Source organism: Solwaraspora sp. WMMD406, from assembly GCF_029626025.1.
Classification (GTDB): domain Bacteria; phylum Actinomycetota; class Actinomycetes; order Mycobacteriales; family Micromonosporaceae; genus Micromonospora_E.
Genome location: NZ_JARUBF010000001.1, coordinates 6,930,178 through 6,953,900, shown reverse-complemented (window position 1 = coordinate 6,953,900; position 23,723 = coordinate 6,930,178). Strand labels below are relative to the sequence as shown.

Annotated in this window: 23 protein-coding genes and 1 pseudogene; 15 read left to right on the top strand and 9 right to left on the bottom strand. The window is 69.2% G+C overall.

Features of this window, described 5'->3' with window-relative positions:
* The first annotated feature begins 7 nt into the window (after nucleotides 1-7).
* The 6 genes from recR to O7632_RS31220 all read left to right on the top strand — a co-directional run bounded on the left by recR (nucleotide 8) and on the right by O7632_RS31220 (nucleotide 6,898).
* A complete protein-coding gene (gene recR / locus O7632_RS31245) occupies nucleotides 8-601 on the top strand; it encodes a recombination mediator RecR (protein WP_278119566.1) in 594 nt (197 codons plus the stop codon).
* 277 nt (nucleotides 602-878) lie between these two features.
* A complete protein-coding gene (locus O7632_RS31240) occupies nucleotides 879-2,540 on the top strand; it encodes an ABC transporter substrate-binding protein (protein WP_278119564.1) in 1,662 nt (553 codons plus the stop codon).
* 156 nt (nucleotides 2,541-2,696) lie between these two features.
* Nucleotides 2,697-3,701, top strand: coding sequence for an ABC transporter permease (locus tag O7632_RS31235; protein ID WP_278119562.1), 1,005 nt, complete (start codon nucleotides 2,697-2,699; stop codon nucleotides 3,699-3,701).
* A 45-nt stretch (nucleotides 3,702-3,746) separates the two neighbouring features.
* Nucleotides 3,747-4,706 (top strand): ABC transporter permease, encoded by a 960-nt coding sequence (locus O7632_RS31230; protein ID WP_278120550.1) that lies wholly within the window; start codon nucleotides 3,747-3,749, stop codon nucleotides 4,704-4,706.
* Nucleotides 4,707-4,709: 3 nt separating this feature from the next.
* Nucleotides 4,710-5,804, top strand: coding sequence for an ABC transporter ATP-binding protein (locus O7632_RS31225; protein WP_278119561.1), 1,095 nt, complete (start codon nucleotides 4,710-4,712; stop codon nucleotides 5,802-5,804).
* A complete protein-coding gene (locus tag O7632_RS31220) occupies nucleotides 5,801-6,898 on the top strand; it encodes an oligopeptide/dipeptide ABC transporter ATP-binding protein (protein ID WP_278119560.1) in 1,098 nt (365 codons plus the stop codon). Before O7632_RS31225 ends, O7632_RS31220 begins: the two co-directional genes overlap by 4 nt.
* On the opposite strand, the pseudogene O7632_RS31215 reads toward O7632_RS31220, so the two are convergent.
* The 5 genes and pseudogenes from O7632_RS31215 to O7632_RS31195 all read right to left on the bottom strand — a co-directional run.
* Nucleotides 6,895-7,113 (bottom strand): annotated as a pseudogene (locus O7632_RS31215) (hypothetical protein); the annotation flags it as partial. The gene O7632_RS31220 and the pseudogene O7632_RS31215 overlap by 4 nt on opposite strands.
* A gap of 82 nt (nucleotides 7,114-7,195) precedes the next feature.
* Nucleotides 7,196-7,888, bottom strand: coding sequence for an HNH endonuclease family protein (locus O7632_RS31210; RefSeq protein WP_278119558.1), 693 nt, complete (start codon nucleotides 7,886-7,888; stop codon nucleotides 7,196-7,198).
* A 197-nt stretch (nucleotides 7,889-8,085) separates the two neighbouring features.
* The gene (leuA, locus tag O7632_RS31205) at nucleotides 8,086-9,834 is read right to left on the bottom strand and encodes a 2-isopropylmalate synthase (RefSeq protein WP_278119556.1); all 1,749 of its coding nucleotides are present in this window, start codon (nucleotides 9,832-9,834) and stop codon (nucleotides 8,086-8,088) included.
* A gap of 357 nt (nucleotides 9,835-10,191) precedes the next feature.
* Nucleotides 10,192-10,845, bottom strand: a complete 654-nt coding sequence (locus O7632_RS31200; RefSeq protein ID WP_278119555.1) for a nitroreductase family protein — start codon at nucleotides 10,843-10,845, stop codon at nucleotides 10,192-10,194.
* Between the two features lie 168 nt (nucleotides 10,846-11,013).
* On the bottom strand, nucleotides 11,014-11,865 hold the full coding sequence (locus O7632_RS31195) for a hypothetical protein (protein ID WP_278119553.1): 852 nt from the start codon (nucleotides 11,863-11,865) through the stop codon (nucleotides 11,014-11,016).
* 361 nt (nucleotides 11,866-12,226) lie between these two features.
* Here O7632_RS31195 and O7632_RS31190 point away from each other — a divergent pair, with 361 nt between their 5' ends.
* Entirely contained in the window at nucleotides 12,227-13,492 is a 1,266-nt protein-coding gene (locus tag O7632_RS31190) for an aspartate kinase (RefSeq protein ID WP_278119551.1), read from the top strand.
* 6 nt (nucleotides 13,493-13,498) lie between these two features.
* Nucleotides 13,499-14,575: an aspartate-semialdehyde dehydrogenase gene (locus tag O7632_RS31185; RefSeq protein ID WP_278119549.1), complete on the top strand. Its 1,077-nt coding sequence runs from the start codon at nucleotides 13,499-13,501 to the stop codon at nucleotides 14,573-14,575.
* Here O7632_RS31185 and O7632_RS31180 read toward each other — a convergent pair.
* The 4 genes from O7632_RS31180 to O7632_RS31165 all read right to left on the bottom strand — a co-directional run bounded on the left by O7632_RS31180 (nucleotide 14,572) and on the right by O7632_RS31165 (nucleotide 20,096).
* Complete coding sequence (locus O7632_RS31180; protein ID WP_278119547.1) at nucleotides 14,572-17,151, bottom strand: lantibiotic dehydratase; 2,580 nt, start codon at nucleotides 17,149-17,151, stop codon at nucleotides 14,572-14,574. The genes O7632_RS31185 and O7632_RS31180 overlap by 4 nt on opposite strands.
* 518 nt (nucleotides 17,152-17,669) lie before the next feature.
* Nucleotides 17,670-18,491, bottom strand: a complete 822-nt coding sequence (locus O7632_RS31175) for a hypothetical protein (RefSeq protein WP_278119545.1) — start codon at nucleotides 18,489-18,491, stop codon at nucleotides 17,670-17,672.
* A gap of 82 nt (nucleotides 18,492-18,573) precedes the next feature.
* A complete protein-coding gene (locus O7632_RS31170) occupies nucleotides 18,574-19,815 on the bottom strand; it encodes a helix-turn-helix transcriptional regulator (RefSeq protein ID WP_278119544.1) in 1,242 nt (413 codons plus the stop codon).
* A complete protein-coding gene (locus O7632_RS31165; RefSeq protein ID WP_278119542.1) occupies nucleotides 19,812-20,096 on the bottom strand; it encodes an antibiotic biosynthesis monooxygenase in 285 nt (94 codons plus the stop codon). The genes O7632_RS31170 and O7632_RS31165 overlap by 4 nt, the downstream gene beginning before the upstream one ends.
* Before the next feature lie 481 nt (nucleotides 20,097-20,577).
* Between O7632_RS31165 and O7632_RS31160 the strand changes: the two genes are divergently transcribed.
* The 7 genes from O7632_RS31160 to O7632_RS31130 all read left to right on the top strand — a co-directional run bounded on the left by O7632_RS31160 (nucleotide 20,578) and on the right by O7632_RS31130 (nucleotide 23,722).
* Nucleotides 20,578-20,964, top strand: a complete 387-nt coding sequence (locus O7632_RS31160) for a DUF6284 family protein (protein ID WP_278119541.1) — start codon at nucleotides 20,578-20,580, stop codon at nucleotides 20,962-20,964.
* The gene (locus O7632_RS31155; protein ID WP_278119539.1) at nucleotides 20,964-21,338 is read left to right on the top strand and encodes an RRQRL motif-containing zinc-binding protein; all 375 of its coding nucleotides are present in this window, start codon (nucleotides 20,964-20,966) and stop codon (nucleotides 21,336-21,338) included. Before O7632_RS31160 ends, O7632_RS31155 begins: the two co-directional genes overlap by 1 nt.
* A gap of 26 nt (nucleotides 21,339-21,364) precedes the next feature.
* Complete coding sequence (locus O7632_RS31150; protein ID WP_278120548.1) at nucleotides 21,365-21,673, top strand: hypothetical protein; 309 nt, start codon at nucleotides 21,365-21,367, stop codon at nucleotides 21,671-21,673.
* A 24-nt stretch (nucleotides 21,674-21,697) separates the two neighbouring features.
* Nucleotides 21,698-22,543, top strand: coding sequence for a DUF2637 domain-containing protein (locus tag O7632_RS31145; protein ID WP_278119537.1), 846 nt, complete (start codon nucleotides 21,698-21,700; stop codon nucleotides 22,541-22,543).
* A 28-nt stretch (nucleotides 22,544-22,571) separates the two neighbouring features.
* Nucleotides 22,572-22,805 (top strand): hypothetical protein, encoded by a 234-nt coding sequence (locus O7632_RS31140; RefSeq protein ID WP_278119535.1) that lies wholly within the window; start codon nucleotides 22,572-22,574, stop codon nucleotides 22,803-22,805.
* Between the two features lie 93 nt (nucleotides 22,806-22,898).
* Entirely contained in the window at nucleotides 22,899-23,321 is a 423-nt protein-coding gene (locus tag O7632_RS31135; RefSeq protein WP_278119533.1) for a DUF3307 domain-containing protein, read from the top strand.
* Complete coding sequence (locus O7632_RS31130; protein WP_278119532.1) at nucleotides 23,318-23,722, top strand: hypothetical protein; 405 nt, start codon at nucleotides 23,318-23,320, stop codon at nucleotides 23,720-23,722. The genes O7632_RS31135 and O7632_RS31130 overlap by 4 nt, the downstream gene beginning before the upstream one ends.
* The last annotated feature ends 1 nt before the right edge of the window (nucleotide 23,723 follow it).

The window sequence follows — 23,723 nt, the reverse complement described above, 5'->3', positions numbered from 1 at the left end:
GCCCCTCATGTACGAAGGCGCCATCCAGGATCTGATCGACGAGTTGGGCCGGCTGCCGGGCGTCGGGCCGAAGAGTGCCCAGCGGATCGCGTTTCATGTGCTGTCCGCCGACGCGGCGGACGTCACCCGCCTCGCCACCGCGCTGCGCCGGGTCAAGGAACTGGTGCGGTTCTGTACGAGTTGCTTCAACGTGGCGGAGACCGAGCAGTGCCGGATCTGTCGGGATTCTCGCCGTACCGATGATGTGCTCTGTGTGGTCGAGGAGCCGAAGGACGTCGTGGCGATCGAGCGGACCGGCGAGTTCCGGGGTCGCTACCACGTGCTGGGCGGGGCGATCAATCCGCTCGAAGGCGTCGGACCGGACAATCTGCGAATCCGGGAACTGATGCTGCGGCTCGGTTCGGGTGAGGTCCGGGAGCTGATCCTGGCGACCGACCCCAACACCGAGGGGGAGGCGACCGCGACGTACCTCGCGCTGATGGTCAAGCCGATGGGGATCGCGGTGACCCGCCTGGCCAGCGGCCTGCCGGTCGGCGGGGATCTCGAGTACGCCGACGAGATCACCCTCGGTCGAGCCTTCGAAGGTCGTCGTTCGGTGTGATCTACCGTGGGCGGTCGGCGGGTGGTGTGCGGGCTCTGACACCTGGACGACGAAACACTCGAAACATGTAACAACTTGGTATAGCCCAAACCCGGGCAAATCTGGCCTATCATCCTCGTTGTAGGGTCCGATCACCGCTGTCGGGACAGTTAAGACACGATCCGGTACCAACCCCGTTCCGGCTGGTTTCCGGCCGCGCCGAACGCCGGCTAAGGTCTCGCCATCGGTGACCCCCGTCACTACGTTGTCCGTACCCAAAGGACGAGGTGAAGCACCTATGCGTGCACCCAGGCCGAAGGCCGCCATCGCGGCTGTCGCGGTCGCGGCGCTGGCCCTAGCCGGCTGCGCCGAGAGCGAACGCGGAGATACCGGCGAATCCACTGATGCCACTTTGGTCTTCGGCGTAGCCGGCGACCCCAAGGTTCTCGACCCGAGCTTCGCCAGCGACGGCGAATCGCTGCGGGTGGCCCGGCAGATCTTCGAGACCCTGGTCCGCCCGGAAGAGGGCGGGACCGCCGTGTCGCCCGGCCTCGCCGAGACCTGGACCCCGGACGAGACCGGCAAGGTGTGGACCTTCGAGCTCAAGTCCGGAGTGAAGTTCCACGACGGCACCGACTTCAACGCCGAGGCCGTCTGCGTCAACTTCGACCGCTGGTACAACGCGACCGGCCTGATGCAGAGCCCCGACGTCACCGCCTACTGGCAGGACGTGATGGGTGGCTTCGCCGCCAACGAGAGCGAAGACCTGCCGGAGAGCCTCTTCGAGTCCTGCACCGCCGTCGACGCCGACACCGTCGAACTCGCCTTCACCCGGGTCTCCAGCAAGATCCCGGCCGCGCTGATGCTGCCCTCGTTCTCCATCCACTCGCCGGCCGCGCTGGAGGAGTACAACGCCAGCGACGTCGGCGGCAGCGCCGACGACATCGCTTACCCGGCGTACGCGATGGAGCACCCGACGGGCACCGGACCGTTCAAGTTCGACAGCTGGGACATCGCCAACAAGACCCTCACCCTGGTCCGCAACGACGACTACGCCGGTGAAAAGGCGAAGGTCGGAAGTGTGATCTTCCGGACGATCTCCGACGAGAACGCCCGCAAGCAGGAGCTGCGTACCGGCGGAATCCAGGGTTACGACCTGGTCGGTCCGGCCGACGTCGAGCCGCTCAAGTCCGACGGATTCAACGTGCTCACCCGCCCGGCGTTCAACATCCTCTACCTGGCGATGAACCAGCAGGGCAACCCGGCGCTGGCCGACATCCGGGTCCGTCAGGCGATCGCCCACGCGCTGAACCGGCAGGCCCTGGTCGACTCCAAGATGCCGCCGGGCGCCGAGGTCGCCACCCAGTTCGTCCCGCCGACGGTGGACGGCCACAACCCGTCGGTCACCACCTACGACTACGACGTGGAGAAGGCCAAGGAGCTGCTCGCCGAGGCCGGCCACGCCAACCTGACCCTGCGGTTCCACTACCCGACCGAGGTCACCCGGCCGTACATGCCCAACCCGAAGGACATCTTCGAGTTGCTCGCCGCCGACCTGCGGGCCGCCGGCATCACGGTGGAGCCGATCCCGCTGAAGTGGTCGCCGGACTACCTCAACGCCACCACCTCCGGCAACGCCCACGACCTGCACCTGCTGGGCTGGACCGGTGACTACGGCGACGCGTACAACTTCATCGGCACCTTCTTCGACCGGCCGAAGGACGAGTGGGGTTACGACAACCCGGAGCTGTTCGCCAAGTTCGCCGCCGCTGACGGCACCGCCGACGCGGACGCCCGGTACCAGCTCTACCAGGAGCTCAACGCCGACATCATGGAGTTCCTGCCGGGTGTGCCGGTGTCGCACTCGCCGCCGGCGATCGTCTTCGCCGAGAACGTGATCGGCGTCCAGGCGAGCCCGCTCACCGACGAACGGTTCGCCACGGCCGAGTTCACGTCCTGAGGAGCTAGCCCCGGAGTCCCGGTCGCGAGCTGGTGACAGCTCACGACCGGGCCCACCGAACGGAACGCGGGCGGGCATCGACCTGCTGCCCCGGCCATCAGCCGGGGCAGCGGCGGTGCCCGCCCACATGACCCTCCACACCCCTGCCGAGGCACCGTGTTCCGCTTCATCGTCAGACGCCTGCTGCAGCTCGTACCCACGCTGTTCGGGCTCTCCCTGCTGCTGTTCATCTGGCTGCACCGCCTGCCGGGCGGCCCGGAGACCGCGATCCTCGGCGAACGCGGCACGCCGGAGATGCGCGCGGCCATCCGCCGTAACCTCGGCCTCGACGAGCCGATCCTGATCCAGTACGGCCGGTTCATGAAACGGCTGCTGCAGTTCGACCTCGGTACGTCGATCTCCACCAAGCGTGAGGTCACCACCGAGTTCGTGCAGCGGTTCCCCGGTACGGTCGAGTTGACCATCGCGGCGATGGTGATCGCCATCGGGGTGGGCATCCCGCTCGGCTACCTCGCCGCCCGCCGCCGGGGCACGCTGCTCGACCACGGCTCGGTGGCCGGTTCCCTGATCGGCATCTGCATCCCGGTCTTCTTCCTGGCGTACGTGCTGAAGGCGATCTTCGCGGAGAACCTCGGCTGGTTTCCGTCCAGCGGTCGGCAGGACCCCCGCATCGACGCGACCCGGGTGACCAACTTCTTCGTCCTCGACGGGCTGATGACCCAGGAGTGGGACGCGTCGTTGAACGCGCTCTGGCACCTGGTCCTGCCCGGTCTGGCGCTGGCCAGCATCCCGCTGGCGATCATCGTCCGGATCACCCGGGCGAGCGTGCTGGAGGTGCTGGGCGAGGACTTCGTCCGGACCGCCAAGGCCAAGGGACTCACCGAGCGAGTGGTACGGCGTCGGCATGTGCTGCGCAACGCGATGTTGCCGGTGGCCACCAGCATCGGCCTGCTGACCGGCGGTCTGCTCTCCGGCGCGGTGCTCACCGAGACGGTGTTCGCCTTCGGCGGCATCGGGGCGTTCGTCGCCGACTCGATCAGCAACCGGGACTACCCGGTCCTGCAGGGGTTCATCCTGATCATCGCCCTGGTCTACGTGTTGGTGAACCTGATCGTCGACATCTCGTACACCTTCATCGACCCGAGAGTCCGGGTCCGGTGAGCGAGTGTCCGTGCGCGAGTGGGAGGCCCGGCGGTGAGTAACGTCCTGAGTCCTGGGCGCAAGAAGGAAAAACTCGACCGGCTCGCCGAACTGTCGGCGGTGCGCGACGACGAGCGCGGTGTCAGCCTGTGGCAGGAGGCATTCCGGCGGCTGCGGCGAAACCCGGCGGCGATCGTCGGTGCCGTGATCCTCGGGGTCTTCGTGCTGGTGGCCCTGGTCGGGCCGTTCCTGGTGCCGTACGACCCGGTGGCGCAGCTGTGGAAGGACGAGATCCGCGAGTCGCAGGCCTACTATCCGGGTCCTCGCGCGGAGAACTGGTTCGGGGTGGACCATCTCGGCCGCGACCAGTTCAGCCGGATGGTGGTCGGTGCCCGGCAGACCCTGCTGGTCGGGGTGGTCGCCACCCTGATCGGGCTGACGGTCGGCGCGATCATCGGCGGGATCGCCGGGGCGTGCGCCGGGCTCGGTGGCCGCTGGGGTCGCTGGGTCGACACGTTTCTGATGCGCGTCGTCGACATGCTGCTGGCGCTGCCCAGTCTGCTGCTGGCGATCAGCATCGCGGCGTTGCTCGGGGCCAGCCTGACCACGGTGATGATCGCCGTCGGGGTGGTGTCGGTGCCGATCTTCGCCCGGCTGCTGCGCGGCTCGATGATCGCCCAGTCCAACAGCGACTACGTGGTGGCGGCCACCTCGCTCGGCGTACGCCGGTCCCGGATCGCGCTGACCCACATCGTGCCCAACTCGCTCGCCCCGGTGATCGTCCAGTCGACGTTGACGTTGGCCACCGCGATCATCGAGGTCGCGGCGTTGTCGTTCCTGGGGCTGGGTAACCCGGACGCGTCGATCCCCGAGTGGGGGGTGATGCTGGCCGACGCGCAGCGTTATCTCGACGCGGCACCCCGGCTGGCGATCCTGCCGGCATTGGGGATCATCGTCACCGCCTTGGGTTTCACCCTGCTCGGCGAGGCGATGCGGGAAGCCCTCGACCCAAAACTGCGGAAGTGAGCCATGACGCTGCTCGAGGTAGATGATCTGGCGGTCACCTTCGCCCGGCGCGGCCAGCGTACGGTGCACGCCGTCGACGGGGTGTCGTTCGATGTGGACGCCGGTGAGGTGATCGGCCTGGTCGGGGAGTCTGGCTGCGGCAAGAGCGTCACCTCCCTGGCGATCATGGGGCTGCTGCCGCCCGGCAAGGGGGTACGGGTCGACGGCAAGGCCGCGTTCGACGGTACGGATCTGCTGCGCCTCGATCCCCGGGCGATGCGCGACATCCGGGGCCGCGACGTGGCGATGATCTTCCAGGACCCGCTGTCGTCGCTGAACCCGGTGGTGCCGATCGGTGTGCAGGTCACCGAGGTGCTGGTCCGGCATCGGGGGATGCGCGGCGACGCGGCGCGTAAGGAAGCGGCGCATCTGCTCGACCGGGTCGGCATCCCCGATCCGACCCGCCGCCTCAAGGAGTACCCGCATCAGCTCTCCGGTGGCATGCGCCAACGGGCGTTGATCGCGATGGCGGTGGCCTGCCAGCCACGGCTGCTGATCGCCGACGAGCCGACCACCGCCTTGGATGTCACCATCCAGGCGCAGATCCTCGAACTGCTCAAGGACCTGGTACGGGAGTCCGGCACCGCCCTGATCATGATCACCCACGATCTGGGGGTGGTGGCCGGCATGTGCGACATGATCAACGTCCTGTACGCCGGACGGGTGGTGGAGACGGCCCGCCGCCGCCCGCTGTTCGCCACCCCACGGCATCCGTACACGGTGGGTCTGCTCGGCTCGATTCCCCGGCTCGACGCGGGCGGCGGGCGGCGACTCACGCCGATCCCCGGATCGGTCCGCGACCTGCTCGATTGGCCGGACGGCTGCGCGTTCGCGCCCCGCTGCGCCCGCCGGATCGACGACTGCCTCGGTGCCGCACCCGACCTGCGACGGGACCCGGACGGCCACGCTTTCCGCTGCGTCAATTCGCCGTCACCTGCCGACCTGGCATCACCGGCGGCACCCACCCAGGTCACGGCGGAGTCCGCCGCCGACGGCGGCGACCGAGGGTGCGTGAGCGTGGCATGCCGCAACCAGCGGAGACGAAGGACGGACCGATGAGCGAGACCCTGGTCGAGGTACGTGACCTCAAGGTGCACTTCCCGATCAGCAAAGGGGTGCTGTTCAACCGGGTGGTCGGACACGTCAAAGCGGTCGACGGGGTCGACCTGCGGATCGCCCGGGGGCAGACGTACGGGCTGGTCGGTGAGTCCGGCTGCGGCAAGTCGACACTCGGCCGGGCCATCCTGCAACTGACCCCACCGACCGCCGGTGAGGTGATCTTCGACGGGGTCGCGCTGAACGGCCTGCCCGCCGGCAAGCTCCGGAGCATGCGGCGCCGGTTCCAGATGATCTTCCAGGATCCGATGTCCAGCCTGGATCCCCGGCAGAACGTCGAGTCGATCCTGGTCGAGGGCCTGCAGGCACACGGCATCGGTGCCGACCGCGACGAACGCCGGCAGATCGTGACGGAGGCGCTGGACGCGGTCGGCCTGCCCCGCTGGGCGCTGTCGCGCTACCCGCACGAGTTCTCCGGTGGACAACGCCAACGGATCGGGATCGCCCGCGCCCTGGTGCTCGGCCCCGAACTGATCGTCGCCGACGAGCCGGTGTCCGCGTTGGACGTCTCGATCCAGGCACAGGTGATCAACCTGCTGGACGAGCTGCAGGCCGAACGAGGACTGACCTACCTGGTGATCGCGCACGATCTCGCGGTCGTCCGGCACATCTCGGACACCATCGGCGTGATGTATCTGGGCGCGCTGGTCGAGGAGGCACCCGGCGACGCGCTCTACCGGGAGCCGCTGCACCCGTACACCCGGGCGTTGCTGTCCGCCGTACCGGTGCCCGACCCGGAGGTGGAGGACCGCCGCGAGCGGATCCTGCTCTCCGGCGACCTGCCGTCACCAGCGAACCCACCCACCGGCTGCCGGTTCCACACCCGCTGCCCGTGGGCGCAGCCGACCCGCTGCGCCGACGAACGGCCGGTGCTGCGCGACATCGGAGTGTCCCGGGTGGCCTGTCACTGGGCCGAGCAGATCGCCAGCGGGGCGCTGCGCCCACACGAGGTGACCGCCGACGTCGTCCACCCGGCCGCGGCCGGCCCCGGCCCGGCCAGGGTGTCCGCGCCGAGCGAGCCGGAAAGCTACGTCTAGCCGTCCGGTCGGTCCAGCAGACCGACCGCGATCGCGTGTACGGCGTCGAGGTCGGCCGGGTCCGCCAACCGCGCCCGGCCGCCGGTCACCACGTACCACTCGTCGGCGTCCTTGTACTGCACCCGTACGGTGACCTGCCCGTCGGCGAGTTCGGTCCGCAGCGTCAACGCACCGGTCACCACACCGACCTCGTCGGTCATCACCCCACCCGGGCCGGCGGTGACATCCTGGACCCGGGACTGTTCCGGTGCGTCGCTCATCGCGTCTCCGTCCCTCACCTGCCTGCCCCGACCGGCGTCACGGGCACGTGGCCAGCATGTCCGCCAGTGAGGTCTTCTCCTGCGCCGTCACCGACAACTCCCAGTAGTGCTTCACCGTGATCCAGTCCTGGGCGTACTGACACCAGTAGTCGCGGTTCGGTGGCTGCCACTGGGACGGATCCTGGTCTCCCTTTGCCCGGTTGGACGACGCGGAAACCGCGATCAGCTGCGGCCGTTCCAGATCGTTGGCGAACTCGCGGCGCCGCTCGGTGTCCCATTCGTCGGCACCGGACCGCCAGGCGTTGGCCAGCGGCACGATGTGGTCGACGTCGAGGTCGCCGGGATCGGTGAAGGACCGCCCGTCGAACGCGCTGAGCCACTGCCCGCCGACCACGTTGCAGCCGTCCAGCTCGATCGCCGTACCGTCGCGTTCCAGCACGGTGTCCCGGACGTCGCAGTTGTCGCCGGTGCGGCTCCAGTGCGGGAACCGGTCCCGGCTGTAGCCCTGCATTCCGCCGGCGGTGGCCACCGTCAGCTGATCGAGCAGTTCGGTGGCGGCGTCGGCGTCGGCGTCAGCGCCGGCAGAGTCGTTGGGCGCGGACGTCGGGGACGCCACCTCGATGTCGACGACCTCGCAGCCGGTGGTGGCGACCAGCGCCACCACGGCGGCGAGCCCGGCCACCACCTGACGCCAGGAGCGGCGCCGCGCGAGCTGGGGGACGTGGGGCACGTGGGGGAGCTGAGGGGTCTGCACCCGTCCAGCTTCGCGGGTCGGCACCGGTGCCGCCAACCACCGCCGCCGTCCGGCGTTTCGCCGTACCCACGATGGACCGTGCCGCCGGCTCGAACTGACCGAGTTCCGCGTGCCGCCGCCGACCCAAGCTGTCGGTCGGCGGCGACACCCGGCTGGTCAGGACGCCCGCTTGGTCAGCCGGTGCGCCGACCCCGGTTGATGGCGCTCGTCACCGCTTTGACCGAGGCGGTGACGATGTTCGGGTCCAGTCCGACCCCCCAGACCGTACGGTCGCCGACCTCGCATTCGACGTACGCGGCGGCTTGGGCGTCGCCGCCGGCGGACATCGCGTGCTCGTGGTAGTCCAGCACCCGTACGCCGACGTTGACCTCCTGCAGGGCGTTGACGTACGCGTCGATCGGGCCGTTCCCCACGGCGGTGAGGGTGTGCCGGTGGCCCTCGACGTCGACGACCGCGCAGCCCTCCACCTTGCCGTCGACGGTGGCCGTGGCGTACGAGTCGAGGGTGACGACCGGTTCGCGCTGGTGTCCGCTCAGATACTCGGTGGCGAAGATGTCCCACATCCGCTGCGGTTCGATCTCCCCGCCCTCGGTGTCGGTGTAGGACTGCACCACGCCGGAGAACTCGATCTGCAGCCGGCGCGGCAGTTCGAGATGGTGTTCCTGGCGCATGACGTACGCCACGCCGCCCTTGCCGGACTGCGAGTTGACCCGAATGACGGCCTCGTAGGTGCGTCCGACGTCGCGCGGGTCGATCGGCAGGTAGGGCACCCCCCACTGGTGGTCGTCGACGGCGACGCCGGCGGTCGCGGCGTCGGCGGCCAACGCGTCGAAGCCCTTGTTGATCGCGTCCTGGTGGGAACCGGAGAATGCGGTGTAGACCAGATCCCCGGCGTACGGGTGTCGCTCGTGTACGGGCAGCTGGTTGCAGTATTCGACGGTCCGCTTGATCTCGTCGATCTGGGTGAAGTCGATCTGCGGGTCGATGCCCTGGCTGAACAGGTTCAGCCCCAGCGTGACGAGGTCGACGTTGCCGGTCCGTTCGCCGTTGCCGAACAGGCAGCCTTCGATCCGGTCGGCGCCGGCCAGCAGACCCAGCTCGGCGGCGGCGACGGCGGTGCCCCGGTCGTTGTGCGGGTGCAGCGACAGGATCACGCTGTCCCGGCGGGGCAGCCGCCGGTGCATCCACTCGATCGAGTCGGCGTAGACGTTCGGCGTGGCCATCTCCACCGTCGCCGGCAGGTTGATGATCAGCGGCCGGTCCGGGGTGGGGTCGATCACGTCGATGACCGCCGCGCACACCTCCAGTGCGTAGTCCAGCTCGGTGCCGGTGTACGACTCGGGGGAGTACTCGTAGTAGATGTCGGTGTCCGGGGTGTGGATTTCGGCGTACTTCTGGCAGAGCCGGGCACCGCTGGTGGCGATGTCGGTGATGCCGGTCTTGTCCAGTCCGAAGACCACCCGCCGCTGCAGCGCCGACGTCGAGTTGTAGAAGTGCACGATCGCCCGCTTGGCTCCGCGCAGCGACTCGAACGTCCGGTCGATCAGGTGCTCCCGGCACTGGGTCAGCACCTGGATGGTGACGTCGTCGGGGATCAGGTCCTGCTCGATCAGCTGGCGGACGAACTCGAAATCGGTCTGGCTGGCCGCCGGGAAGCCGACCTCGATCTCCTTGTAGCCCATCTGGACCAGGAGTTGGAACATCCGCCGTTTGCGGTCGGGGGACATCGGGTCGATCAGGGCCTGGTTGCCGTCGCGCAGGTCGACGGCGCACCAGCGGGGGCTCTGCTCGATCCGCCGCGCCGGCCACCGCCGGTCCGGCAGATCGACGCGGAACTGCTGATGGTAGGGCTGATAGCGCTGGTACGGCATCCGGCTCGGCTGCTGCCGAGCGATCGGGTCGGGGCCGGCTGTGTCTGCCATTGTGCGTACTCCGCTGGGTCGGAACGTGCGGATCCGCCGGTCGGGCGGTTCTGCTGCGTGTCTGCGAAATTTCGTGGCTGATGGTTCGTTGCTGCGTGGTTCGCGGTCAGCTCCGTGGACGAAAACGGACGGAAGCGGACGAAGGCGAACGGAAAACGGGTGGCCACCTCATGTGCTGCCCCGGGTGGGCCTGGCTGATCGGCGAAGATGGATCTCACGGCGATCGCGGGCGATGGCAGGGGCGACGATCACGGGCGACGGCAAGGCGGCGCGAATCAACCCCGCGACGAGGTGCCGGCCTCGGAGGCCTCGTCGCGGCAGCGAAGGAGGAGCGCATGCCACATGACGGAACTCACCCTACGTGATCATCATGAATTGCGGAAGTCGAGCCCGGAACCAGTCGGCCCGGTCCTCGCCGCGCGCCGCGCCGACCTGTGGATCCGGTTCAGCGAGCCGGGCCCGGTCTCGGCCGAGCAGCAGTTCGGCCAGCGGCCGTCGGCGACGTAGCCGCACCTCGCGGTCGCGCAGATCGGCCGGAAGCTGGGCGGGATCTCCGACCATCCCGACCGCGGTCACCGTCCTCGGCGTCATATCGTCCGGCAGATCCAGGTCGGCGCGCAGCCCAGCGGCGTCGATGTCGACGACCTGGCGTACGTGCAGCCCGAGCGCCATCGCCTGCACGGTGAGATGCGCGACCGCCTGGCCCAGGTCGTAGTCGGCGTACGGCAGCGCCGCGTCGGTCCGACCGAAGCGCAGGCGGGCGGCGACGATCAGCACGGCGGCGCGGCCGGCCCACCGCTGGTCGGCCGGAGCGAGATTGGCGAAGATCCGCTTGTGGGTCTCGTCGTCACGGTGGCCGACCACGAACCGGCACGGTTGGGAATCAGCCGCTGACGGTGCCCAGCGGGCCGCGTCGAGCAGCGAGTCGACCTCGTCCTCGCTCATCGTGTGGGTGCCTACGAAGGATCGGGGACTCCATCGGTCTGCCAGCAGATGGTGTAGCTCGGCCATACGTGAAGTGTGCCGGATCGGGCATCTGGTGCACTCACCGGGCCTCACCCCGCGTGTCGACTACGGCGCTCATCGTGAGTTCGCGTTGGGTTCCGTGCCGGGCGCCGTGACGGGCCGGGCCGCCGCCCGCGATCAGGCTGCGGCCGGTGCCGGCCGGCACCGGCCGGATCAGGGCGTCGCAGATGCCGGCGGGCTCTCGACCCGTACCGGGCTGCCGGCGGTCACCGGTCCCGGCAGCGTGATCGACGGCGGCGCCGCCCCCGGCGCGCCGGCCAACCCGAGGGTGCCCAGACCCAGCCGGGCACCGGTCAGCGTGCCGTCCGCCCGGTAGCAGTAGATCCCGACGTCCAGCGGCGGGCTCAGCGAAGCGGTGGTCGACTCGACTGAGAAGCAGGTGCCGTCGACCCCGGACAGGGGCTCGGCCTCCGACACCGCCAACGGTGCCCGTCGGTCGGCCAGCACCGCCGGCCAGTCGGTGAACAGGTGCTGGACCCGGGGGTCGACCGCCGGGTCGATCTCGGCGTCGGCCTCGCCCAGCCGTACGCACGAACCGGCCTGCCCCGGCTGTCCGGTCTGGCCGGTCTGTTCGGTCTGTTCGGTCTGTTCGGTCGGTTCGGTCTGGCCCGTTTGTCCGGCGGAGGGCAGGACGCACTGGAACAGCCCACCGGCATCGCGCACCATGGCGACGTCCACCGCCCCACCGAGCGCGCCCCCCGGAACGTCCACCCGCCAACTGCCGTCGGTGGCGATCGTGACCGCCACCGTCCGGTCGGGCCGGCCCGCCGTGGTCAGCCGGTAGAACGCGGTCATCCGCAGGTCGCTCGCGGCAGCGGCGGCGGCGGCCAACCGGGTCCGATCGGTCACCGGCACCGTGCTCTCCGGACTCGGCGACTGCGTCGACGAGGTGACCGGTGGGGTCGATCCGCAGCCGGCCAGCAGCACGGCGGACAGGGTGACGAACAACACGGACATCAGTACGGCAGGTGACGTCTGGGACGGAGGTGAGCCGGCGGAACGCATCCGCCCATTCTGCGTACCCGGTGTGGTTTTCCCGTCCGGCGGGGTCCCGGACACGCCGATTTCCCGGCACCCGCGCTCCACCGCCGGCGGGCTTGTCGACCCACGGGGTGAGTCGGCGGCGGCCGACCGCGCTACCGACGCGGACACGGGCAGTGACCGGCCCGGCCGGATCGTGGGAACGGCTCTCTGCCAGGGCCGCGCGCGCCGGTACCCTGAGGAGGATTCGTGGCGCCGCCGGGTCGACCGGCGGCGTTGGTACGCCCGACGACGGGCAAACCCACGCCTGGCGTCCCAGGCGTTGGCGCACGTGGCAACCGACTGCCGTAGACGAGCCGGCACCGGGTGGAAGGAGTGAACCGCCGTGGCACTGGTGGTGCAGAAGTACGGCGGATCCTCGGTCGCCGACGCCGAGCGCATCAAGCGGGTCGCCGAGCGGATCGTGGCCGCCCGCAAGTCCGGTGACGACGTGGTCGTGGTGGTGTCCGCGATGGGCGACACGACCGACGAACTGCTCGACCTCGCCGGGCAGATCAGCCCGTTGCCGCCCGGACGGGAACTCGACATGCTGCTCACCTCAGGTGAACGCATCTCAATGGCGCTGCTGGCGATGGCGATCCACAACCTTGGCTACGAGGCCCGGTCGTACACCGGTTCGCAGGCCGGGGTGCTGACCACCTCGGTGCACGGGCGGGCCCGGATCATCGACGTCACCCCCGGCCGGCTGCAGAGCGCCCTCGACGAAGGCGCGATCGCGATCGTGGCCGGCTTCCAGGGCGTGTCCCAGGACACCAAGGACATCACCACCCTGGGCCGGGGCGGTTCCGACACCACGGCGGTCGCTCTCGCGGCCGCGTTGCGCGCCGACGTCTGCGAGATCTACACCGACGTGGACGGCGTCTTCACCGCCGACCCCCGGATCGTGCCCAACGCCCGGCACATCGAGCAGATCACCTACGAGGAGATGCTCGAGCTGGCCGCCTGCGGCGCCAAGGTGCTGCATCTGCGCAGCGTCGAGTACGCCCGACGGTCCAAGCTGCCGATCCACGTCCGTTCGTCCTACTCAACCAACACCGGCACCATGGTCACCGGATCGATGGAGGACCCTTCCGTGGAGCAAGCACTCATCACCGGAGTCGCCCACGACCGGAGCGAAGCGAAGATCACCATCGTCGGGGTGCCCGACGAACCCGGTGCCGCCGCCCGGATCTTCGAGACGGTGGCCAACGCCGAGACGAATATCGACATGATCGTGCAGAACGTGTCGACCGAGGGCACCGGCCGGACCGACATCTCGTTCACCCTGCCCAAGGCCGACGGGCCGACCGCGATGGCCGCGCTCGGCAAGGTGCAGGAACACATCGCCTTCAAGGGCCTGCTCTACGACGACCACGTCGGCAAGGTGTCGTTGATCGGCGCCGGCATGCGCTCCCACCCCGGCGTCGCGGCGAGCTTCTTCGCCGCCCTGGGCGAGGCCGGCGTCAACATCGAAATGATCTCCACGTCGGAGATCCGGGTCTCCGTGGTCTGCCGGGACACCGACCTCGACGCCGCGGTCCGCGCGGTGCACGCTGCCTTCGACCTCGGCGGTACGCAGGAGGCGGTGGTCTACGCGGGCACCGGGCGGTGAGCCCCGGTGCCTGCCCCCACGGCACACCCGCTGCCGACCCTCGCGGTGTTCGGCGCGACCGGGGTGGTCGGCATGGTCATGTGCGACCTGCTCTCCGCCCGAGCCAACGTCTGGGGTGAGATCCGCCTGCTCGCCTCGCCCCGGTCCGCCGGCAAGCGGATCCGCTGCCGGGGCGAGGAACTGACCGTCCAGGCGGTGTCCCCGGAGGCGTTCGACGGCGTCGACGTCGCCGTGTTCGACGTACCCGACGAGGTATCCCAGCGATGGGCGCCGGTGGCGGTGTCCCGAGGCGCGGTCGTGGTCGACAACTCCGCTGCCTTCCGGATGGACCGGGACGTCCCCCTCGTCGTACCGGAGATCAACCGGGACCAGGTCCGCAGGCGTCCGAAGGGGATCGTCTCCAACGCCAACTGCACCGTACTGGCGATGATCGTCGCGATCGCCCCGCTGCACCACGAGTACGGGCTGCGGGAACTCGTCCTGGCCAGCTACCAGTCGGTGTCCGGCACCGGCCGGTTCGGGGTCGACCTGCTGCACCACCAGATCGCCAGGGTCGCCGAGGACCGGACGCTGGGCTCGCGGCCCGGCGACGTACGGCAGGCGGTCGGCGACGAACTCGGCCCGTTCCCGGCCCCGCTGGTGCTCAACGTGGTGCCGTTCACCGGCCTGCTGGCCGACGCCGGCTGGTCCACCGAGGAACTCAAACTGCGCGACGAGTCCCGCAAGATCCTCGGACTACCCGATCTCAAGGTCTCGGCGACCTGCGTACGGGTGCCGGTGGTGACCGGCCACTCGGTCGCCGTACACGCGGTCTTCGGTAGTGAGGTGACCGCCGACGGTGCCCGCGCGGTGCTGCGCGACGCGCCCGGAGTGATCCTGGTCGACGACCCGGCCAACGCCGAGTTCCCGATGCCGATCGACGCGGTCGGCACCGACCCGGCCTGGGTGGGCCGCATCCGGCGGTCCCTGGACGATCCCCGGGCGATCGACTTCTTCGTCACCGGTGACAACCTGCGCAAGGGTTCGGCCCTCAACGTCGCCCAGATCGCCGAGCTGATCGCCCGCGACCTCGCCGCCCGCTAGGAAGCCGCGGCGCTGCCGTTGCCTGCCGTGCTGCGGTCCGCCGCCACGAACCGGAACTCGCAGCTGTACCGGCGGCCGTCCGGGTCGGTCAGCCACAGCTGATCGGGACCCGGCAGCATCTCGCTGACCACCAGCTGCGCGGTCCCGGCGGTGCCGGTGGTATTGGTGGTTCCGGCGGGGTCGGCGCGCCCGGCGCGGCGCACCATCCGGGACAGCACCTCGACCGACGCCAAACTGGTCAGGTCCACGTGCATCGGCTTGGCCTCCCCGGTCACCCGGACGAAGACATGCCGAGGCAGGCCGAGACCGGCCGCCCACCGCCGCACGGCGAGAAACCGGTCCGCTTCGTCCGACAGGTCGGCGAACCCGACCTCCCCGACCGGAATCCGCCAGGTCTCCCGGCTCACCACCAGCCGGTCGATGCTCACCCTGGGCTGATGAGCGGCGGCCGGCAACAGCCGGAAATGCGGCATCAGGCTGGCCGCGATCAGGTCGGCCACCACCTCGATCAGCTCACACTCGGCACCGTCGAGTCGACGACGTACCAGCAGGGTGCCGTCCCGGTCGACCAGATCGCAGCGGCCCAGCACGAAATCCCGGTCGCCGTCCTGGCCGGCCGCCACATCCCGGCTGGCACCGTCGTGGCCGGGCCCGCCGTCGTTGGTGTCCCCGATCAGCACCAGACGACGCTGGGCGGGGCCGCGCAGCAGCGGCGAGAACCGGGTGGCCGTGCCGCCCTGCGCGTCGGTCGCCCCCACCCGTACCACCCCGTCGGGCAGGTCGGCGCGCATCGTGGCGGCCAGCGCCGCCGGGTCAGGATGACAGTCCACCCAGCTGGCGTACCGCATGGTGTGGTAGCCCGGATGGATCTCGCCGAGCACCCAGTCGACGTCACCGGCGACGATCGCGGCCAGGTCCGCTGCCGCGATCATCAGGTCCGGGCTGTGCTGCACGGCCGCCGGCCAGCCGGGCCGCCCGGCCGGAAACGCGGCGGCGACGTCGTCGGCCAGGTCGGCGGCGGTACGCCGAACCCGTCGCGGCGGCGAGCCCTCCGCCCCAGCCGCGTGGCCGGCACCGACCCCGAGCAGGCGGCTCCACCGCTGCGCCAGGACCCGGACGAGGGGGTCGACCAGGCTGCCGGGAGCATTCAGCAGCAGGTCCCGGGCGGCGAGCCAGAAGTCGACGAACGGGACCGGCCGGCCGGGGTGGCCGGCGGCCACCTCGTCGAACACCTCCCGCAGCGCCCGCCGGTACAGGGCGGCACCGGCGGCGGTGTACCACCGGGCGCCGGCCAGGACCAGCGCCAACGGCGCCCGCAGCGAATCCAGGGCGGCCGGGCCGAGCGTGACCGAGTCGGGCTGGCGGCACTCCTCGAACACCAGCGTGCGGCCCGCGTACAGCTGACCCGCCTGGCGGGCCGACGCGGACCCGGTGATCTCGGTGAACGTCTCACCGAGCCGGGCGACGGCCTGCCGTACGGCGGTCGCGTCGCCCCGCGCGTCGGCGACGGCGGCCAACGCGGTGTCGAGGTGGTCGATCGGGCCCAGCGCGGCGGCCCGCAGCGCCGGGTCGTCCACCCGGTGTACGGCGGCCCGCAGCGCGGTCAGCCCGGCCAACTCGTCGGCCGGCACCTCCAGGGTCCACTCGATCCGCTGGTCGCGCAGCAGCTTCTCCAGGACGGCCCAGACCTGTTCCGGACCGGCGTCGTGCGTCGCCCGCGTGGTGCGGACGACGTCGACGACCTCGCGGGCGGTCCGGCCGGGAGCCAGGGCGTCGAGGACCGCCGCCGTCAGCGGGTCCAGCGGTACGGCGCCGTGCCCCGGGGCGGTCAGCCGCCCGGCCCGTACGTCGAACTGCGGCAGCAGCCGGGGCACCAGCCAAGGGCGCAGCGGCGCGGCCAACGCGCGGCCCAGCGCGGCGACCGCCCACCCCTCCAGGTAGAGGGTGCGGTCTCCGCCGGTGCCGTCGTCGGTGCGGACGATCGGTGCCGCCTGTCGTGGGTCGATCCGACCCCAGCGCAGCGGGCCGAAGAAGCCGATCGTGTCGTTCTTGGCGCAGTAGCGGTGCAGGTAGCTGGTGATCAGCGCCTCGGTGCGCCGGTGCCGGCCGGTACGGGCGACGGTGTCGGGGTCCCGGCGTAGCAGCGTGTCGAAGCCGGTGGTCAACGCCTGTGGGTTCTGCCAGGCGACGGCTTCCCGGATCCGGGGGTCGGCGGCCAGCCGGTGCAGCGCCTGCCCGACCCGGCGACCAGACTCGCCGAATAGTGCCCGGTAGCGCTCCTCGGCCGCGCTGCCGGAAGCCGGACCGGTGCCGCTGCCGGTGCCGTCGTCAGTGCCGCCGCCGCTGCCGGTGCCGTCGTCAGTGCCGCCGCCGCTGCCGTCGTCGGTGCTGATCTCGTCGGCGAGCCGCGCCAGCTCTGGATCGGCGAGCTGGTCGAGCAGCTCGAACGGGAACCCGGTGGCGCGCAGGCAGAACCACTGCCACAGCGCCCAGTCGCCGTCGAGCGGGATTCGGTGGGTGTCGGGCTCCGGCATTCGTACCGTCTCCGGCGTCGTCGGCTCCGCGTCTGGCGTCATCGGCCGCGCCCCTCCGTCCGCCGTCCAGGCTGGTCCACTGTAGCGGCTCGAACACTCGGAGAGACACTCAGGGGCGGGAGACGCTCGGTCAGACACTCAGGGGCAAGAACAGGGCCATGTCGATGTGATCGACATGGCCCTTGACCTGGTCGGGGTGGCCGGATTTGAACCGACGACCTCTTCGTCCCGAAGTAGGTCCGGTTGCACGATAGACCTCGGCGTTTCGGCGTAGGCCCAGCTCAGAGCGTTGGGCCTCGTTGGTTTGCCGAGGGCCGCGTACGCCGTACTTGCAAGGTTCGTCTCCCAAGATTCTCCCGAGCGCGCTTACATCGAACCCGGACCGTCAGCTTGGGAACCGTACAAGCGTCCATAGCGATTACCTTGTCGGGCAGCTCGCCGAGAGATCGAGTGGCCTGGAGCGACCTCATGTGACCCCGCTGCAATGGCCCGTTAATGGGCCCGGTCCGATGACCTTGAACCTGAACGGATTGCCGATCGTCCGGCGCACCTTGATCCGACTACCCCCTTTCCCTCTGACGGTTAGCATAATCTTTTGGATCATTCCAATGAACTGCGGGACAGAGCAGTTCTCGATCATTCTCATCGAATTTTATTCCTTCGGGAGGGCCGTTATTTATGCGCCTCCATCGCCGACCGTTCGCATCCGTAAAACGCATTTCGACCCGCAAGCCGTCGCGCCCAAGAATCTCATCACTCACCACAATAAGCACCTTGAATCGCGCATCAACCCTACGGGTAGGGACGCTAGTCGACGAACCGCCGCCGAACATTGCACCCTGAGGTTTTAACGACGATTCCGGCAGGAATGTTCCGAATTTTTCTTGGGCGAGCAGTCTCGACCCATGCTCTGCCCAGATTTCGACAACAACATCACGCATCGGAGACTCTCCAACGTTCCAAATGAGTACGGAGAGCCCACTTAACAGCACCTTACCTGGTCCTACATCCTCTTGCACCGCATTAATTCGAGGGACGTCAGATATGATAGACCGCGCAAGCACTTTCCGCTCTTCTTCCCTTTGTGCGGCAATCTCTGCGCGATCCTTCGCTGCGGCGAGTCTTTCCTCGGATGCTTGCGCACGAGCATGACTAGCCTCTCTCATCTCGTGTCGCAACAGTAGCGCCGTAAAAATAGCAGCAAGGAGCGCCCCCACGACGCCGACAATACTTCCCCACCCCTGCATCCAGTCTGTGATTTTTGCTGGCTCAACGCCGGCGGGCGTTGTATACAACATCGAGACAGCGGCTAAAGTGGACGAAACATATGCGACCCCTACAAATAGGGATAGAATAACGACGACTTTGCCAACGTATCGCACACCGACCATTATGCCAGTGTGCAGTCTTTCAATCAACAAAGGCGCACCTACGCCAACCAAACCCTTACATCTATCCGCAGCCCTACGGTTGAGCGTCTGCCCGATCGGCTAGTGCCTTCAGTTCGGGCGACGCGGATCGCCCTGCAACGAGGATCAGTTCGCGGATCGCGTTTCGGGCTGCTACATGGGTGTGGATCAGCTCGGGTGCGAGTTCCTCGGCTTCGAGGAGGTAGGCCAGCGCCTCGCCGCTCTGCCTCCGCTGTGCGTACGCGCGGCCGAGGTCCATCGCCAGTCGCGCGCGGCGCTCGGTGGACAACCGCTCGGCGTTGATTCGCTCGCCGACATCGATCGCTTCGCCCGCGTCGCCTAACTCGACCGCGATCGAGACAGCCTGGATACCAACGTTAGTCGGCCCAAATTCGAGGTTGAAGTCGTTCCGATCGGAGCCGACCTGAGTCGCCACCTGCCGCGCATTCTCGACTTCCTTGCGCGCGTCCGATCGGTTTCCCGCTCGGGCATGGACCAACGCCAGCGCCAGGTGAAGTGACCCTAGGACGGACAGCGCCTCGGGATTGGCAGTCGCACCGCTTACGTGCTGGCGCAGCGCGTTGACTGCCGTCGCCGCTGCGTGTTCGCCCTGGTCCAACCGCTTAAGACGGACAAACGCCTGCGCGAGACGGAAGACGCCGGTAAAGACGTGCAGCACCTCGCCGGATCGCTCAGCGGCGTTGATCGATCGGTCTGCTGCCAGCCATGCCGCATCTGGTTCGTCTTGGCGCACGAATGCGGCAGATAGCGCCTGATAGGCCCGGCTCAGCAGAAGCCACAGGGTCGGCCGAACCGCGTCCGGAGCGGTTCGTGCGGCACGTTCCAGGCGCGGGATGAGCGGCCCGATAGCTGAACTGAGCTCGGCGAATCGGTTTCCGTGGGTCAACTTCCACACCTCATCGACAGCGGTCTGCAGCGCCTCCAAGTCGGTTTCCGCTTCGGCTACGTCCCCAGCAAGAAGCACATCCGGCACCGGGTAACCCGAGATCGTCAGTCGAGCCTGATCCAGGTCGTTTGGCGCATCGATGGATTCGGCCGGCACCGAGGCCGCTGCTATCGGCGTGTCCGGCCGCAGGGTCTGAAGCGGCACGCCAAGGCCGTCAGCAAGTAGCCGGAGGACGTCCAGCCGGTTGACCGGCTGGACGCCACGCTCGACCTGCGACAGCCAGCTCGCGGTACGTCCAAGTGCCGCCGCCAACTCTTCCTGCTTCATGCCGCGCTGCTTGCGCAGTTCGGCTACTCGTAGCCCGAAAGCTCGACTGTCTCCGGCATTCACTTGCGCAACGGCCCCTTCCCGGATTCGGCCTGCAAGAACGTCACGTGAAGACCACTGAGGTACTGCTCACGCTCAGCAAGGAAGCGCTTGGTGTGGGCCTGCTCCTCGTGGAAGTCGAAGGCTGCCCGGTCGGTGTACAGCTCATAGAACACCCGCACGAGCGGCTCAGCCGGCACGGTGTGGACCACGTAGGCCAACGTGTCCGGCTCCAACCGCTCGATCTCTGGGCCGGTCTCGGCCACGAGCTTGTCGAACCTCTCTGCGGCGGTCTCGTCACGCAACTCATGACGGACGACTAGGCCAAATCCCCTGCTCACGACACCTCCCGTAGTAGTCGCACTCCAGCTTGACAGACCCGCAGCGGCACTGCCACTCGCAGTTTGCCTTGACTCACAGAATCTCTGCGGGTTACGGTCACAGTGCTTCTGCGGGTGACGGTAGATCCGCCATCCCAGCAGCTCCGGCCGGATGGCTGGGGGACAGCGGCACGTGGTTGCTGCCTGCCTCGGACGCCGGGTCCGGACTGTTCCTTGAGAACTCCACAGTGACTGGAATACCCGCGTATGGGCTGGTGAGGCGGTATCTCTGCCTTGAGCCACTTGGTGGTCGACGTCGGTCTGTCCCGATTGAGCGGAGCGAGTCTCGCCCGTCTGTACGCGCTGTATGTGCTCTCTGGCCTGGTGTCCGCCGGGCCGGCCCACGGTGCTCGCCATCCCTCCTCTACCGGGGTGGCGGGCCGCGTATGGAAGGAACCGAACCGCCGTGTACCTCGAAGACCTGGACCCGACCGACGTCGACCTTGCGGCGATCGAAGCCGAATGGCCGCTGATCGCCGCCGAACTGGACGCGCTCGACGCTGAGATTGCCCTGCTCGCCGCTGCTGACAGCGGCGGCCCGACCGATCTGGACTGGCGACGGCACCGCCGTGCTGAGGCCCGGTTGACCCGTGTCGCTGCGGTGGTGGCCCGTCCCTCGTGGAGCGCTGACGGATGCGTGCCGCACCGGTTGGCCGTGGTCGGCTGGACCGGGTGCGTGTATCGATGCGAGATCGTGCGCTGTCCCGAATGCGGTGGTGAGCAGGTCATCCACCGCACCGCCGACGGCTGCCCCGGTGCACCCCGCACCGCCGGCCCGCGTCGCGCCGCCTGATGTCCCGTATCCGCGCCGCCTACTGGGACCCGGACGGCACCCGGTACGGCATCCCTACCTGGTGGTGGCAGGGCGCACCGCCCGGTTACGCCACCCGCCGGCAGCTACGCGCGGCCGGCCTTCGGCCTGGTCGTCAGCCGGTCGCCGGTCAGATCCTCTGGCGCGGCGTCGGCGGCACCCGCACCGCCTACCTGTACCGGGTCGACCTGGCCCGCCCTCGGCGTACCGCCACCCCCGCCCAGTTGCGGGCCGTCGCCGCCGCTCTGACCGCCCGCCGGACCTGCCCGACCTGCCGCCACGTCAAGCCCTACTGCATTCCGCGCAGCCTCGGCGAGTGCGTCGACTGCGCCTACCCATCGGAGGTTGCCGCGTGACCACTCGAATCTCCCGCCGCGCGGTCATGGCCGCGTTGCTGCTGACCGGCGAGCCGAACACCATCCGCGACCGGGGCGACGGGAAGCTCAGCGTCGAATTCGACTCGATCGCCGATCTTCGGGCCTGGCTGACCGCCGCCGGCCTGGACACCCCCGACCAGCTGATCGGACACGAACACGTCGGCACCCTCACCAGCGGTCGGCCCTACCGGTCGCTGTCCGCCTACCCGACCTGGCACGGCTGGGAGATCTACGCCCACGCCACCGAACACACCCAGCCGACCGCGCTCGACACCGACACCACCGACGCCCTGACCGCCCTCGCCGCCGCCTGACCACACCCGCATCGGAGGTACCTGATGACCGCTCCACCGAGTGTTTACCCGCCCGCTGTGTCCGACCTGATGCCGGCCGCGCGAGACCTTACCGCCCGACTCGGAACGCTGCCCTCCCAGAACCGCATCAAGACCGAACTGCGGGTGGGTCACCGCAAGGCCGGCGTGATCCTGGACAGCTTGCGCGCCGACTTCGCCCCGCCTGCCGCCGACCCGGCACCACCGGCCGTCGACACCACCCCCGGCGAGCCGGGACCGGACCCGGACACCACGCCCGACGTCGGCATCACCCCGGCCCCGCTGGTTCCCGCCGTCGACACCCCGCCGCCGCTGTTGCCGCTGCCCACGGTTGCCGTAGAACCAGTTCCGGAGATCACCCCCACCACGGCAACCATGCCTGCTGACGGCGGGCCGCGTCGACGCCGACCCGCCCCCGGCCGAGTCTGGGCGTACGTCGGTGTCACCCTCGGCGGACTGGTGTCGATCGCCGCGAACGTCGCCCACACCTACCTGCCGAAACCACCGCCAGGTGTCCCGGACGGATGGACCGCCCCGGCCGACTGGTCCCCGTCGCCGCTCGCCATCGCCATCAGCGTGTTCTGGCCCATCGCCCTGTTCGTCGCGGTCGAGATCCTGACCCGCATCACCTGGGGCGACGGCTTTTGGTGGTTCCTCGCCCGCGTCGTCGGCGTACTGCCGGTCGCCCTGGTCGCCGCCGTCGTGTCCTACCGACACCTGTCCGGACTGCTCGCCCACTTCGGCGAAGACCCGCTGACCGTCGCCATCGGCCCCCTCGCGGTCGACGGACTCATGGTCATGGCGTCCGCCGCCCTCATGGTCACCAGCCGCAAACGCACCACCGACGCCTGACCCCCACCCCTTGGAAGGACAAGCGCTGATGCTGCGCAACTACACCCGCTGGCGGCAGGGAGCACCCGGCCAGCTTCACGCGGACATCCTCGGCTCACGGGTCCGGATCGAGGTCGACACCGACAACGGACGGGTCCTGCTCGACGGCGTCGCGCTCAGCCCCGACGAAGCCCGACTGATCGGCGTACGGCTCATCGACGGCGCTGTCCTCGCCGACGGTGACCGCGCGATCCGCAAACCACCCACCGACGACGACCTGTAGCCCCGCCCGGCGGCACAGCCCCTCGGCCTGGAAACCGTGCTGTGCCGCCGGCCCAATCCCCGATCAGCCCGAAGACTCTCGGGAGGAATCCCCATGTTCTCATCCGATCCGGTGGCGGTGTTCGCCGCTGTGTTCGTCGCTCTCTACGCCGCGCATCAGGTCGCCGATCACTGGATCCAGACCCAGCATCAAGCCCGCTGCAAAGGGCTGCCTGGCTGGGCGGGGCGTGTCGCGTGCGCCGCGCATGTCGGCACCTACACCCTTGCCGCCCTCGCCGCGCTGGTCGTTGTGTCGGTGGTTCTCTCGCTGCCGCTGCCGGTGGGGCAGACCGCCGCAGGGTTGGCCGTGTCCGGGGTGTCGCACTACCTGATCGACCGACGCGTTCCGTTGCGCCGGTTGGCCGACTGGTTGGGCAAGGACCCGGCATGGCTGGAACGCGGCGGCGGGTTGTACGCGCTCGACCAGTCCGCCCACGTCCTGTTCCTGTTCGCCGCCGCTGTGGTGGTGGCCGCGTGAACCTCCACGATCACCCCCTGGTCCGGATGCTGACCGCGCTGGCCCTGCCCACCTCCGACTATGTCGTGTTCGGGTCCGGGCCGATGCTGGCTCACGGACTCCGCACCGACATCGGAGACCTGGACATCGTGGCGCGTGGCGCGGCCTGGCAGGCGCTGACCGCCGCCGCCCGCCCGGTCACCGCGCCGTCCGGACACGGACGAATGGTCCGACTCCAGATCGAAGCGGTCGACCGGTGGCTACCCGGATTCGACACCAACCACCTCATCGACACAGCCGAACACCACGCCGGTATCCCCTTCGCGGCCCTGACCGAGGTCCGCCGCTCGAAGCTCACCACCCGACGGCCCAAGGACCGGGCCGACCTCGCTCTCATCGACGCCGCTCTCACCCACCGCTGAG